The following is a 13,360-nucleotide window of genomic DNA, read 5'->3' as shown; positions in this document are numbered from 1 at the left end:
CTTATGGCTCAGGATGTGTGCATTCATTTGGTGGAACCCTCGCTGAGTAACCAAGTCGACTGGGATTTGGTGAACTTCTTGATGCACCCGTGTAAGGAGTGGCAGGTGCGTTATCCTACCAAGCGAGCTTTTGGTTACTTGTGCACCTATGCTCCAGTTGAGCTGTTGCATGCGGCGGGGTTTGTGCCAGTGCGTTTGCTGCAGGGGTCTGGGCCAGTGGCGCTAGCCAATGCGCACCTGCCATCCTTTTCCTGCGCACTAGTTCGGATGGTAACGGAGCGGTTGCTAAGTGGAGAACTTGATTGCCTCTTTGGGCTTTTATTGGTGCACACTTGCGACACGATGCAATGTGTCACCGACATCTGGCGCATGGCAAGTCCACGGTTCAAGGTAATCCATTTCTCTTTGCCCACTGTGCTGAGCAACCCTGGTGCACGGGACTATTGGCTAAAAGAACTGCACCGTTTGGCAGCTGTTTTGGGGTCAGAATGTGGTTCACCAATAACAGAAAATGCACTGCGCGACAGTATTGCCTTGTATAATGAGCAGCGCCGCCTTATGGCCGCGCTCTATCAACAGCGGTGGGCTTTCACAGTGGATCAATTTTGGTCTCTCACCCTAGCAGGTATGGTAATGCCTGTGGAGGAGTACAATATCTTGTTGCACTCGTTTTTGAGGGGAGTAAGGGAAGAGAAGGGCGCCAGCCCTAAGAGGCCGACGGTGATTCTGGTTGGCGCTATCCTCGATGACCCCACCGTTCCCCAGTTGATCGACGAACTGGGCGGGCAGTTGGTATGGGACGATTTGTGCACTGGCAGCCGTTATTTTGATGTGCTGGTTGACGAAGCGAAAGAGCCATTTGAATCGCTGACGGAGCGTTATTTACGGCGTGTGCCCTGCCCGGCCAAGCACGATGACACAAATTCCCGTGCCAGACGTCTACTAGACTTAGTGCACAGTACAGGAGCCCAGGGCGTAATCCTTGCGTTGCCCAAATTCTGCGAACCCCATGCTTTCGACTACGTATTGCTCTCCAAAGCGCTCACAGGTGCCGGAGTGCCGCATTTGCTGATTGAAACCGACCTCACTATGCCCAGTGGTCAGTTGCGCACCCGCATCCAAGCATTCATCGAAATGTTGCGCAGTGCCTAAGAACGACTAGTTCTTCGTGACAAGGTCGGGGAATGGCTGAGAAAAGGTACAAGAAACTGAAGACAGCGGCGGAGCTACAGCGCCTTATGCAGTGGCACTATACTAGGATGCGTCTCCCGCGGCTGGGCAGGCCCTTGGCCTGGGTGACAAGTGGTGCGCCAGTGGAGATCTTGCGCGCTATGGGCGTGATGGTGGCGTATCCGGAGAACTATGGCGCTCTTTGCGGTGCACGCCGGGAAGCGGTTCCTCTGTGTGAAGCAGCGGAGGCGCAAGGATACTCGCCTGATCTCTGCTCTTATGCGCGCACCAGTTTAGGCTCTATGTTTCAAAGCGAACGCGCGCCGATGGGAGGACTGCCACGGCCGGATTTGCTCATTGCCTGCAACAATATCTGTGGCACTGTAATCAAGTGGTATGAAGCAGTTTCCGCGCATTACCAGGTGCCGCTTTTTATCCTCGACACCCCTTTTATCCACGATGGTTTTGAGCCACAGATGCTGTCCTATATAGTTACTCAACTGGAAGAGATGATCCGCTTTGTGGAGAGGACGACCAGACGCCGATTGGGCAACCAGCGTTTGGAGAGGACTGCCCGCTTGGCGAACGAAACAGTGCGGCTATGGAGCGAGATACGTACTTTGTGCAAAGCACGGCCTTCGCCACTGAATGCGCCTGATTTATTTGTGAACATGGCTCCGATTGTTGTCTTGCGGGGTACCGAAGAAGCAGTGCGCTTTTACCGTCATCTCAAGGCTGAGGTAGAGATGCGCGTGAAGAACGGTGTAGGAGCTATTCCAGAGGAGAAGTATCGACTGCTTTGGGATAATATTGCTGTCTGGCATCACCTCTATCGCTTTTATAACTACTTCGTTGATCACGGTGCATGCTTTGTGGTGGACACATACACGGGTGGTTGGTCACAGACAATTCCTGAAGAAACAATGGGAATAATGGAAGGCATTGCCATAGCCTATGCTACTGTGTTCCTCAATCAAAGCCTGGAGTATCGGAGCCGATTGATGGAGCAGTTGATTCAAGAGTACAACGTAGATGGGTTTGTGATGCACTGCAATCGCAGTTGCAAACCATATTCCCTGGGACAGTACGCTATCAAGCGCCTTGTTACCGCACGCACTGGCACGCCAGGCTTGATCATCGAATCTGATATGTGCGATACGCGGGCTTTTGCCGCCGAAGCGGTGAGGACAAGAATTCAGGCTTTCATGGAAACTTTAGCAGAGAGAAAATGACCAGACCATGTTTTTTAGGTGTGGATATTGGATCGCTTACGGTCAAGGCTGTGCTGCTTGACGCTGACCAACATGTGCTGGCGAAGAGAATAATGCCCGCTGGCTACGGTGGCCAGGAAGCGGCTGAAGCGCTGGTCGCACGATTGTTGACCGAACATAGTCTGACGCTCGCTGAGATCGCCTATACCGTGGTCACTGGCTATGGACGCGTGCGCTTTACGGCAGCAGATGAAGAGGTCTCTGAGATTTCATGTCATGCTCGGGGGGCTTTTCACTTGTGCCCTGCTGTGCGCACGGTGATTGACATTGGAGGACAGGATAGCAAAGCAATCCGCTTGGATGCGCAAGGGAGAGTGGTTGATTTTGCTATGAATGACAAATGTGCGGCAGGCACCGGCCGTTTCTTGGAAGTGATGGCAGCAGCCTTGGATGTGCCCATCGAGCAGTTTGGATCCTTTGCACTTCAATCCGAGCATCCGTTAGTCATTAGTAGCACTTGTACGGTCTTCGCTGAATCAGAGGCGATTTCCCATATAGCGCGTGGGGCAGCCAAACAGGACGTCGCGGCAGGATTGCATCAAGCGATTGCCAGCCGGGTGCTGGGATTAGCAGTACGGGTTGGCCTCGAAGCGGAAGTCATGCTTACTGGAGGAGTAGCACTCAACGTTGGGGTAGTAACGGCGTTGGCCAGGCAATCTGCCTACTCTATCAGTGTGCCCTCCGATCCGCAGACAGTGGGTGCTCTGGGAGCAGCACTTTATGCATGGCACAAGGCAAGGCGGTGAGAGAAGCAAGCATAGAAGTAATAAAAATCTGGGAGCGGCACAGGCTACATTGCTAAGCACGAGGAGAGCCGACGACGACCGCTGTCAGGTTCATAATTCCTGCTAGGGCAGGGTCAATATTTCTGGATCTCCATCTGTGACAGCGATAGTGTGCTCGAAGTGAGCGCAGAGGCTATGATCCTTAGTGGCTACGGTCCACGCGTCGCCTTTGACGTAAACTTCAGGTTGTCCGGCGATGATCATTGGTTCGAGTGCATAGGTCATGCCGGCACGCAGTGGGATACCGCTACCTGGCTTGCCCCAGTTGGGAATTTGCGGATCTTCGTGCATCTCACGTCCCACACCATGACCCGTGTACTCGCGCACCACGTTGTAGCCATGGCGCTCGGCATGTTCCTGGATCGCTGCGGATACATCCCCCAGGCGCTTGCCCACTCGCGAGGTCTCAATGGCTTTGTACAGTGCCTCTTCCGTGACACGGAGTAAACGCGCTGCTTCGGCAGAAATGCATCCCACGCCCACAGTTACCGCCGCGTCTCCCACAAAGCCATTGTAGATGCAGCCACAATCCAGGCTGATGATGTCACCTTCCTTCAACACCCGCCGGCCAGGGATGCCATGCACCAATTCATCGTTGATGCTGGCCGTGATAACAGCCGGATAGGGGCGATTGGCATAATTGGGATTGGGGTAACCCAAAAATGCAGGAATCGCATGATGTGCACGAAAAATGTCCCTGGCAATGGCATCTAGTTCAGCCGTGGTAATGCCCGGCCGCACTGCTTTGCACATCGCTTCCAGTGCCTTGGCTGTAATCCGCCCTGCCTCGCGCATCACCGCAATTTCTTCGCGGGTCTTGATGATGATAGCCACAGTTCACGCTCCCGTCAATTTGCGCCGTAGGCGTTTGTGGTGAGCGCTTTCCTGCCGAGAACGTACTCAAGCGCTCACTACGAACGGTTTTCCTGTGATATTAGCTAGCGTTGGATATTGTAGAATGCATCTAGGCCGGGATAGATGGCGGTGTCCGCAAGCTCCTCCTCGATGCGCAGCAACCGGTTGTACTTCGCCACACGTTCTGAGCGACAGGGTGCTCCGGTCTTGATCTGCCCGGTGTTCAGAGCCACGGCCAAGTCAGCAATAGTCGTATCTTCTGTTTCGCCACTGCGGTGGGAAATCACCGCTGTCCATGCGGCGCATTTGGCCATTTCTACGGCAGCGATGGTCTCGGTGAGCGTGCCAATTTGGTTCAATTTGATCAAAATAGAGTTGGCTGCCCTACGCTCGATGCCTATGGCCAAACGCTCAACATTCGTCACCAGTAGGTCATCGCCCATGATTTGCACGCGGTCGCCAAGGCGCTGGCAGAGCAGTTGCCAGTTTTCCCAGTCATCCTGTGCCAGGCCGTCCTCGATGGAGATAATGGGGTATTTAGCCACCCAGTCTGCGTAGAAATCTACCATCTCTGCACCACTGAGCTTGCGACCCTCTTTCTTCAGCACATACATGCCACCCTGATATAGTTCGCTGGCGGCGGGGTCTAAGGCGATGTAGATGTCCTTGCCTGCCTTAAAGCCTGCCCTTTTAATCGCCTCTAGGATGAGTTCAATTGCCTCGTGATTGGCACTGAGCGATGGTGCAAAACCGCCCTCATCCCCGACATTGGTATTATATTTTTTGCCTTGCAGCACTTTTTTCAATTGATGATATACCTCACTGCTCCAGCGCAGAGCCTCGCTAAAAGATGGGGCGCCCGCAGGCACAATCATGAACTCCTGCAGATCGGTGCTATCCTCAGCGTGTTTGCCACCATTGAGGATGTTCATCATCGGCACGGGCATCACCCTGGCAGCGACTCCTCCCAGGTAGCGGTAGAGAGGCAAGTCTAGCGCTGCTGCGGCAGCCTTGGCCACAGCCAGGGACACGCCGAGGATGGCATTGGCCCCCAGGTTGCTCTTGTTGGGCGTGCCATCCAATCCGCACATGAACTGGTCAATGCCCACCTGATCCAGAGCATCCCAGCCAGCCAGCTCGATGGCGAGGGTCTCGTTCACATTCTGTATTGCCTTGAGCACGCCTTTGCCACTAAAGCGCGACTTGTCTCCATCGCGCAGTTCCAAGGCTTCGTGCATGCCGGTGGAGGCTCCAGAAGGAACCGCAGCACGCCCTACCGCTCCCCCAGACAGAGTTACCTCGACTTCGACAGTCGGATTGCCACGTGAATCCAGGATTTCACGGGCCATGATATCCTCAATGAAAGTTGTCATCGTATCACCTCCAGGGAAAGGCTTTGGGGATCTCCCAACGCCAGCATTTTTCAGGCCTTATGCAGGCCTAAATCCTTGTAGAAACGAGCGAAATCAAAGCGCTCTGCAAGCATATTCTCAAAGCGCGCGATCTTCTTCTCCTGATGAAAGCGCGTCTTGCCAAAAGCCTGTTCAGCCAACTGCACCGTGGTCATGGTATCATGCTTTACCATCATAATGGCTACGCCAGCCTCCTCCGCACGGTTAACGATCAAGGGATTAGGGCGAAGGTTGCCGGTCAGGATCAGACACTTGGTGGAGGTTTCCAGAGCTGCCAGTTGAATATCGGGGCGGTCACCACCGGTGATAACGGCTTTGTTCAACTTGCGGCGGAAGTAGGTCAATGCCGCATCCACGCTCATGGCACCAACCATGAGGTTTTCTACCAATTCATTCATTAGGTCTGGGCGGCAGATGATCTCACCCTGCACGGCCTCTGCCAATTCTCCGATGGAGACGGAGGCAAAAATGCGCTCCATAGGCAGTACGCCATAGATTGGTATGCCACGCTTCTCCAGAAATGGGACGACAAGTTCTTGGACAAAGTCCAATCGCTGACGGTCTACGCCATTGAGCACCGCACCCAGCATCTTGTCTCCAAGCCACAGCTTGTCTGTCAGTAGGTCATCCACGATGATTACTGTGGAGACGTCGTATTTCGCTACCACCAGCACTTTTGCTTGCGTCATTTCTGCAATTTTGTCAGCGGAGAGACCCACGCCCAGGCCTTGGCTGCACCTAGTGCCGCCTTCCAAAATCATGATGTCTTTGCCTTTGGATACCTCAGCAAAGGCGTCCATGACTATTCTCGAATAGTCTGGGGCTTCGCCACGCAGCACTGCTTCTATCGCAGGGGCATCCAAGCACACTGGCCAAATCGCTTGCACAGGGTCCATGAGCTTCAGTGTCTGGCGCATTTGATTCGCCTCCTCATCAACCACGCATTCTCCGATGCTCGTTTTGGTAGTCACTAGTGGCTTCAGGTAACCGATGCGATAACCATTTCTTTGGAATTGTTTCCCCAGACCAACGCATAGGGCACTTTTCCCCGCATAGGGAGTTGTCGAGGTGATGTACAATGTGATCATTCTTTGCTCTCCTTTTCTTTCAAGACGAATCTCATGTCCACAGCAACTGCACCTTTTCCTGCTTCGTGGACCATCAAGGGATTGATATCCATCTCTACAATTTCTGGAAAGTCTGTTACCAACTGCGACACGCGCAGAATCGCATCCACAATGGCATCCAAATCGGAAGGCTTTTCGCCGCGCACGCCGCGCAGCAGGTGATAAGATCGAATGTCATCAATCATTTCGATCGCTTCCTGGCGCGAAATAGGAGCGATGCGAAAAGTGACATCCTTCAGCACTTCGACATAGATCCCACCTAGACCAAACATCAGCAGCGGACCGAACTGTGGGTCACGGTTGACGCCGATAATTACTTCCTTGCCCTTTGGTACCATCTCCTGTACGAGCACCCCCCATATCTGTGCCTCGGGCATATAACGCTGGGCGCGGAAAATGAGCAGGTCAAAGAGGTCGCGTACCTGCTCTGCATTAGTCACATTCAGGCGCACGCCGCCGATATCCGATTTGTGCAGAATATCTGGTGAAGCTATTTTCATCACTACCGGGTAACCAATGGTGCTAGCAGCTTCCACTGCTTCTTCCACAGTTCTGGCCAGTATGGAGCGGGGAATGCGCAGGCCATATGCTTCCATGATCTCCCGGGATTCCGCATCGCCCAGCGCGACTCGGCCTTCGTTGCGTGCTCGTGCAAAGATTTGCTTCACGCGTTCGTGGTCTACAACAAACCGCTCGTACTGTGGAGCAGGTCGCTGGCGCCATTCGCTAAAGGTAGCCATGGCGCGTAGAGCGCCTACTGCCCGCTCTGGAAAGGAGTAGTTGGGAATGTTGTAGCGATTGAGGATCCTGATGCCAGGGCCGACTTTTTCTTCGCCCATGAAACAGGCCAGCACCGGTTTGCCATGCATCGCAGCCAGGCGACCGACAACTTCAGCCGTCTCTTCGATTTGGGTGTACACCTGAGGGGTCAGGATGACCAGAACGCCATGGACGTTTTCGTCTTGCAGCACCGCTTTCAGCGCGTGCTCATAGCGATCGGCTAATGCATCACCAATGACATCAACCGGGTTGTACACATTGGCAGCAGCGGGAAGGCCCTGCCTGAGGGTCTCGATCGTCTCTGGCTGCAATGTAGCCAGTTTCATGCCACTGCTTTCCAGAGCATCTGTAGCCATGATGCCGGGGCCACCAGCGTTGGTGACAATGGCGATGCTCCTGCCTTTAAGTTGCGGCTGATAGGCAAAAGCCAGCGAGTAATCGAACAACTGCTCTATCGAACTTGCGCGAAGGACGCCTGTTTGGTCAAAAGCAGCCTGGTAAGCCCGCTCCGAGCCAGCTAGTGAACCGGTGTGCGAAGAAACGGCTCGCGAGCCAGCAGCAGTGTTGCCGGACTTGACAGCAATGACTGGTGTACGTTGTGTAACCTGACGTGCTACCTTCATGAATTTCTGCCCATCGCTCAAGCCTTCCATATAGACGATGATTACACGCGAATATTCATCATCCTTCCAGGTTTGCAGCAGATCCACTTCGTTCACGTCGGCTTTGTTGCCCAGGCTCACAAAGTAGGAGAAGCCAATTTCTTTGGCCAAAGCCCAGTCCAGGATGGCGGTGCACAATGCGCCAGATTGCGACATGAAAGCGATGCTCCCCTTCGGGGGCATGCCAGCAGCGAAGGAAGCGTTGAGCGGAGTGTGCGTGCTGATGATGCCCAGGCAGTTCGGGCCGACAACGCGAATCCCGTACTGCTTGGCGATATCCAATACCTGGTGCTCTAGTTTGATGCCGTCCGTTCCTGCCTCGCGAAAGCCGGCGCTGATAATGATGGCTCCCTGGACGCCCTTTCTGCCGCATTCTTCCATGACCTGCGGCACGAACTTGTTAGGCACAACGATTACCACCAGCTCAACTGGTCCGGGGACATCCAGAATGGAAGGATAGCATTTGAGACCAAGGATTTCATCCGCCTTAGGGTTAATGGGATAAACCTGACCGGTGTAGCCGTATTTCAAGATATTGCTCAACACGCCGTATCCCAATTTGCCGGGCTCACGCGCGGCGCCAATAACCGCTACAGACTGCGGGGTAAAGAAAGCTTTCAACATCGTGATGCGCTCCGATTTATCTGAACGTAGTAGAATCTAACTCGCGCTATCATAATGCATTTTAGACGAAAGCGCAAACAATCAGGTTGTTGGTTTCTCTCGAGCTCGAATTGGTTCTGGAACAAATGCTGACGATAGCCTAGGGCTGAGTTGTTGACGCAAAGGGAAAATGCAGATATGATTTTATTCAAATAATGCCAAGGGTGAAGAATATGAGGAGCGAGCCTGGCCAGAGCAAAAGGAAAAGGGCTCTGCGTAAGAGAACGATCGGGCGCACTGCGAGTTACCTAAAACTGATGCTAGTGGTCATTGCAGTTGCCGTCGTCGTGGTAGCCATCTACAATGTCTGGCACAAGGAGGTACCAACCCTAAACACTGTGACACCTGTTCCTAGTGCTATTGGAACACGAGCAATGGTTATGCCCTCACCGACTCCCAAACCTACCTTGACACCGATTATATTACCAACCGGCACAACCACCAAGCCGAAGCATGTAGGCATTTTGGCAGGGCATTCTGGGCCGCAGAACGATCCCGGGGCGGTTTGCCCTAATGGATTGCGCGAGGTGGACATCAACCTGGCTGTGGCTGAAAGGGTTGTGTCCCTCTTGAGGAAGAGGGGGCATGAAGTTGACTTGCTCGAGGAATTCGATGAAAGGCTCAAGGGCTACCGCGCAGATGCTTTTCTGTCCATCCATTCTGACTCCTGCGACATACCAGAAGCCACAGGCTTCAAGGTGGCACGTGTTTCACACAGCGCTATCCCAGATATAGAAGATCAGTTGGTGGAATGCCTTTATCGGGAGTATGAACGCATTACAGGGTTACACCGCCACGATTTCAGCATTACCCCAGACATGCACGAATATCATGCTTTTATGGAGATTGCCCCAGACACACCCGGCGCGATTATCGAATTGGGGTTTATGCTGTCTGACCAGTGGATTTTGGTCAATGAACCTGACAGACTGGCTATAGGCATTGGTGCTGGGCTGCTCTGCTTTCTCGAGCAGTAGAAGAAATCAAGAGTGTAAATAAGCTCTATACTGCCAAATGTCAGCCATGGGACACCGTTCACTCATTTTGAGGCAGTTTCTCAACGCTCCCTTTCTCCACGGCATTGGCCTTGGGTGGCCGCTCTGCTCCGTGTTCCGTTGTTTTCCTCGCCCGTGGGGGAGTGGTGAGCATATAGCCAAATCCGCGCACAGATTGCAGGTAGTTGTTGCTTTCCTCTGTCCAACCCAACTTGTTGCGGATAGAACGTACATAAGTCTTGATTAACTCGCGGACTTCGCTTTCTGAACCTACATGTCCCCATACTTCGCGCGCCAATTCGTGCTGGTTCACTACTCGGTCAGCATTGAGCGCCAGATACAGGAGCAAACGGAATTGGTTAGGAGGCAGTGGTATACGCCTGGCTGCAAAGACTACCTCTTTGCGCGCTGGATCGATAGTTAGTTTCCCCACTCGGATGCGCTGATGCGGCGTGGGCTCGAAAACGCCTTGCAGGCGAACTATAACCGTCTCTAGGCGACGCAGCACTTCTTCGCCACGCAACGAAACCTGCGCAGAATCCACGCTCAGGTGAGCAAGCGCGGTTGGGACAATAATGGGTAGCCACTCTCCTTGTCTGAGGGTGGCCAACAGAGTCCCTGCTTCCTTTTCCAAGACACGATGCTCAATAATAAGGACCTCAGGCCAAACTTCCTCCAAAATTGTCATGGCACCGCTCCAATCGCTGGCAACGGATACCCTGGCACCTGTAGTTTTGAGCCTGGCCTGAATCCGTTGAGCCCAAACGGGCTGCGGATTCACAATCAAGATATCCACAGGGAGACCCCCCTTGGGATAATAAAAAATTTCCGTGTTTACACGGATTAATGAAAATGATAACCACAAAAGCAAAATTGTCAAAAATTCGTTACTCGATCTCGTTCCCGTTATGCACCAAATTTTCACCAAAATCGTTCTTCTATTACACTTGTTTTGTTCATACCTTTGTAGGATGTGTGATACAATCGCCCGTTGAAAAATGGCATTGGCCTGCGATTTTGGCCATGTAAGTCCAAAAACATTCTGTATGGTAGGAGTTGGAAGATGACCACACAACAACAGAATACGGAAGTAGAAGAACCTCCCAGTTGCAGCGAGGAGCCTCCTGGTAGTAACAGAACGCAACTCATCTCTCGCCGTGCACCGCCATGGCGTGATGTGCCAGATAAAGATTGGAATGATTGGCGGTGGCAACTACGTCATCGCATTACCGCACCAGAACAACTGAAAAATGTCATCGAGATGACGCCCGAGGAAGAAGCCGGGGTACAGACAACTTGCCAGCGACTGCGGATGGCGATCACACCTTACTTTGCTTCACTGATGGATGCAAAGGATCCCCACTGCCCTATCCGTCGTCAGGTTGTACCAACGACAGATGAGTTGGTAGTCAGCAAGGATGAGCTGCGCGACCCGCTGAGCGAGGATGCGGATTCGCCTGTGCCGGGCCTTGTGCACCGCTATCCAGATAGGGTGTTGCTTCTGGTTACGGATCAGTGCGCATCGTATTGCCGACATTGTACCAGGCGACGATTGGTGGGGGGCAAGGCAGAACGGATGCCACCGGAAACGATGCGGCGCGCCGTCCAGTACATCGCCCAACACTCTGAAGTGCGTGATGTGCTGATCTCGGGGGGTGACCCGCTTCTGCTCAGCGAGAGCGTTCTCGAACCTCTGCTGCAGGCTTTGCGTGCGATCCCTCATGTGGAGATCATTCGCATTGGTACTCGTGTGCCGGTCTTGTTACCGCAACGGATCACGCCAGAATTGGTAGCCATGCTCAGTAAATACCATCCGTTGTGGATGAACATCCACTTCAACCATCCAAAAGAAATCACGCCGGAAACGGCAGAAGCGTGTGCAAGGCTTGCCAATGTTGGCATTCCGTTGGGTAGCCAGACCGTGCTATTGCGCGGGATCAACGACTGCCCACACATTATCAAAAAATTGATGCATGAACTGCTGAAAATCAGAGTACGCCCTTACTACCTGTATCAATGCGACCTATCGCAAGGCATCTCGCATTTCCGTACCTCGATCAGCAAAGGCATTGAGATCATCGAGCATCTACGCGGACATACCAGCGGGCTAGCGATCCCGACCTTTGTGCTGGATGCACCTGGTGGTGCGGGGAAAGTCCCTATCATGCCTCAGTACCTGATCTCGATGTCCGACAAGGTGGCTGTGGTGCGCAATTATGCAGGGGCTATTAGCGCTTATCCATTGCCTCACGGATACACTGGTGAATGCCCGCCCAGTTGTGAGCATCACAAAAGGCCAGAGGATGAGGTAGGTGTAGCCGGCCTGATGGATGGGCATGGCATCATCATGCGCGCAGGAACCCCGACAGAGCAAACCGTGGAGCGGCAGGAAGTCGCAAGCAAGCCACAGATGATCAAGTTGCCTGTGGTAATCGCGCAGGAGTCAGCATGCGCTCGCTCCGAGTAGCTTTGCTCTACAATCTAAAGAAGAATGCTCCTCACATCGCAGGCGAGCCTGCTGATGCAGCAGCCGAGCTGGATTCGGAAGAAACCGCACAGGCGTTGCAGGAAGCCCTGGAGGCTGGAGGTCACCAGGTAATCCCATTGGAAGGGGATATCCATCTCTATCCAACACTGCAACGCCTACGCGGGCAAATTGACATCGCATTCAATATCTGCGAGGGACACCAAGGAGACAGCCGTGAGTCCCAGGTGCCAGCTATGCTAGAGATGCTCGGCATTCCTTATACTGCGTCCAAGATTTTGGCTCATGCTTTGTCCCTGGATAAAGCCATGGCCAAACGGATCTGGATGTCCTATGGGCTGCCAACTGCTGCTTTTCAGGTCTTTCAGCACGCTGATGAACCACTGCATCCCATGCTGACTTACCCTTTGTTCGCCAAACCCCTGCGCGAAGGAACAGCCAAAGGCATTGATGCAGATGCCATCATCTATAACGAAGCGCATCTGCGCCAACGGGTAGAGTGGCTGATCTCAGCATATCGCCAGCCGGCTTTGGTTGAGACTTACTTGCCGGGGCGGGAGTTCACCGTGGGGCTATTGGGCAATGCGCTGGCTCCTGACGAGAAGCCTTTATCAGATTGGTATGATGAGCGCGGTTTTCATCTGTTCCCGGTGCTCGAAATTGACACCAGCCCGCTTGCAGAGTCGGAAGGAGGGATTTACACCAATCGCATCAAGTCTGAGATGCCGTTGGCAATTAACTATCTCTGCCCTGCGCGCATTGAGCCAGAGTTGGAGAGCGAATTGAAACGGCTGGCAGTGGCGGCTTTCTTGGCTATTGATGCTCTGGACGTAGCGCGAGTGGATTTCCGCCTGGATTCGCAGGGGCATCCACATATCCTGGAGATCAACACCTTACCGGGGATGAACCCGCAGATCAGCGATTTGTGCATCATGGCCAGGGCAGAGGGCATGTCATACACACAACTGGTCAACGATATTCTGCAGTTAGCTGCGCGCCGCTACGGGATATGAGAGGGAGACTGCATACCAGGCAAGTCCGTTGTTGCAAAGGTAGTGATGGTGGGCTCCTATGCTGCTGAATAATGGATATTGGGACCCAATTATCTATTTTGAGCTAGTTTAAGAAGTAGAACAAATTATCAAAGCATTTTGG

General features: G+C 53.2%; 11 protein-coding genes. 6 read left to right on the top strand and 5 right to left on the bottom strand.

All coding sequences use genetic code 11. From position 1 onward, the window contains the following. Positions 1 to 3: 3 nt before the first annotated feature. The 3 genes from H5T67_07400 to H5T67_07390 are packed head-to-tail and all read left to right on the top strand — an operon-like array spanning position 4 to position 3,187. Entirely contained in the window at positions 4 to 1,152 is a 1,149-nt protein-coding gene (locus H5T67_07400; protein MBC7245146.1) for a 2-hydroxyacyl-CoA dehydratase, read from the top strand. Between the two features lie 32 nt (positions 1,153 to 1,184). Then, positions 1,185 to 2,402, top strand: coding sequence for a 2-hydroxyacyl-CoA dehydratase (locus H5T67_07395; GenBank protein MBC7245145.1), 1,218 nt, complete (start codon positions 1,185 to 1,187; stop codon positions 2,400 to 2,402). Then, positions 2,399 to 3,187 (top strand): 2-hydroxyglutaryl-CoA dehydratase, encoded by a 789-nt coding sequence (locus H5T67_07390; protein ID MBC7245144.1) that lies wholly within the window; start codon positions 2,399 to 2,401, stop codon positions 3,185 to 3,187. Before H5T67_07395 ends, H5T67_07390 begins: the two co-directional genes overlap by 4 nt. A 102-nt stretch (positions 3,188 to 3,289) precedes the next feature. Here H5T67_07390 and map read toward each other — a convergent pair whose 3' ends face one another. From map to H5T67_07370, 4 genes are all read right to left on the bottom strand, one after another. Further along, positions 3,290 to 4,060 (bottom strand): type I methionyl aminopeptidase, encoded by a 771-nt coding sequence (map, locus tag H5T67_07385; GenBank protein MBC7245143.1) that lies wholly within the window; start codon positions 4,058 to 4,060, stop codon positions 3,290 to 3,292. A 104-nt stretch (positions 4,061 to 4,164) separates the two neighbouring features. Next, positions 4,165 to 5,454 carry a phosphopyruvate hydratase gene (eno, locus tag H5T67_07380; GenBank protein MBC7245142.1) on the bottom strand — a complete coding sequence of 430 codons (1,290 nt, stop codon included), beginning with the start codon at positions 5,452 to 5,454 and terminating at the stop codon, positions 4,165 to 4,167. Positions 5,455 to 5,504: 50 nt separating this feature from the next. Then, positions 5,505 to 6,581 carry a phosphotransacetylase family protein gene (locus H5T67_07375; GenBank protein MBC7245141.1) on the bottom strand — a complete coding sequence of 359 codons (1,077 nt, stop codon included), beginning with the start codon at positions 6,579 to 6,581 and terminating at the stop codon, positions 5,505 to 5,507. Further along, positions 6,578 to 8,686 carry an acetate--CoA ligase gene (locus tag H5T67_07370; protein ID MBC7245140.1) on the bottom strand — a complete coding sequence of 703 codons (2,109 nt, stop codon included), beginning with the start codon at positions 8,684 to 8,686 and terminating at the stop codon, positions 6,578 to 6,580. Before H5T67_07370 ends, H5T67_07375 begins: the two co-directional genes overlap by 4 nt. 212 nt (positions 8,687 to 8,898) lie before the next feature. On the opposite strand from H5T67_07370, the gene H5T67_07365 reads away from it, so the two are divergent. Then, positions 8,899 to 9,702, top strand: coding sequence for an N-acetylmuramoyl-L-alanine amidase (locus H5T67_07365; GenBank protein ID MBC7245139.1), 804 nt, complete (start codon positions 8,899 to 8,901; stop codon positions 9,700 to 9,702). 58 nt (positions 9,703 to 9,760) lie between these two features. Here H5T67_07365 and H5T67_07360 read toward each other — a convergent pair whose 3' ends face one another. Next, on the bottom strand, positions 9,761 to 10,516 hold the full coding sequence (locus tag H5T67_07360) for a response regulator transcription factor (GenBank protein ID MBC7245138.1): 756 nt from the start codon (positions 10,514 to 10,516) through the stop codon (positions 9,761 to 9,763). A 267-nt stretch (positions 10,517 to 10,783) separates the two neighbouring features. Here H5T67_07360 and ablA point away from each other — a divergent pair, with 267 nt between their 5' ends. Together ablA and H5T67_07350 are read left to right on the top strand one after the other, a co-directional pair. Beyond that, positions 10,784 to 12,187: a lysine 2,3-aminomutase gene (gene ablA, locus H5T67_07355; protein MBC7245137.1), complete on the top strand. Its 1,404-nt coding sequence runs from the start codon at positions 10,784 to 10,786 to the stop codon at positions 12,185 to 12,187. Beyond that, on the top strand, positions 12,169 to 13,218 hold the full coding sequence (locus H5T67_07350; GenBank protein MBC7245136.1) for a hypothetical protein: 1,050 nt from the start codon (positions 12,169 to 12,171) through the stop codon (positions 13,216 to 13,218). The genes ablA and H5T67_07350 overlap by 19 nt, the downstream gene beginning before the upstream one ends. The last annotated feature ends 142 nt before the right edge of the window (positions 13,219 to 13,360 follow it).

The organism is Chloroflexota bacterium (genome assembly GCA_014360905.1).
In the GTDB taxonomy this organism is placed as follows: domain Bacteria; phylum Chloroflexota; class Anaerolineae; order UBA2200; family UBA2200; genus JACIWX01.
This window is presented reverse-complemented; position numbering and strand designations above follow the sequence as displayed.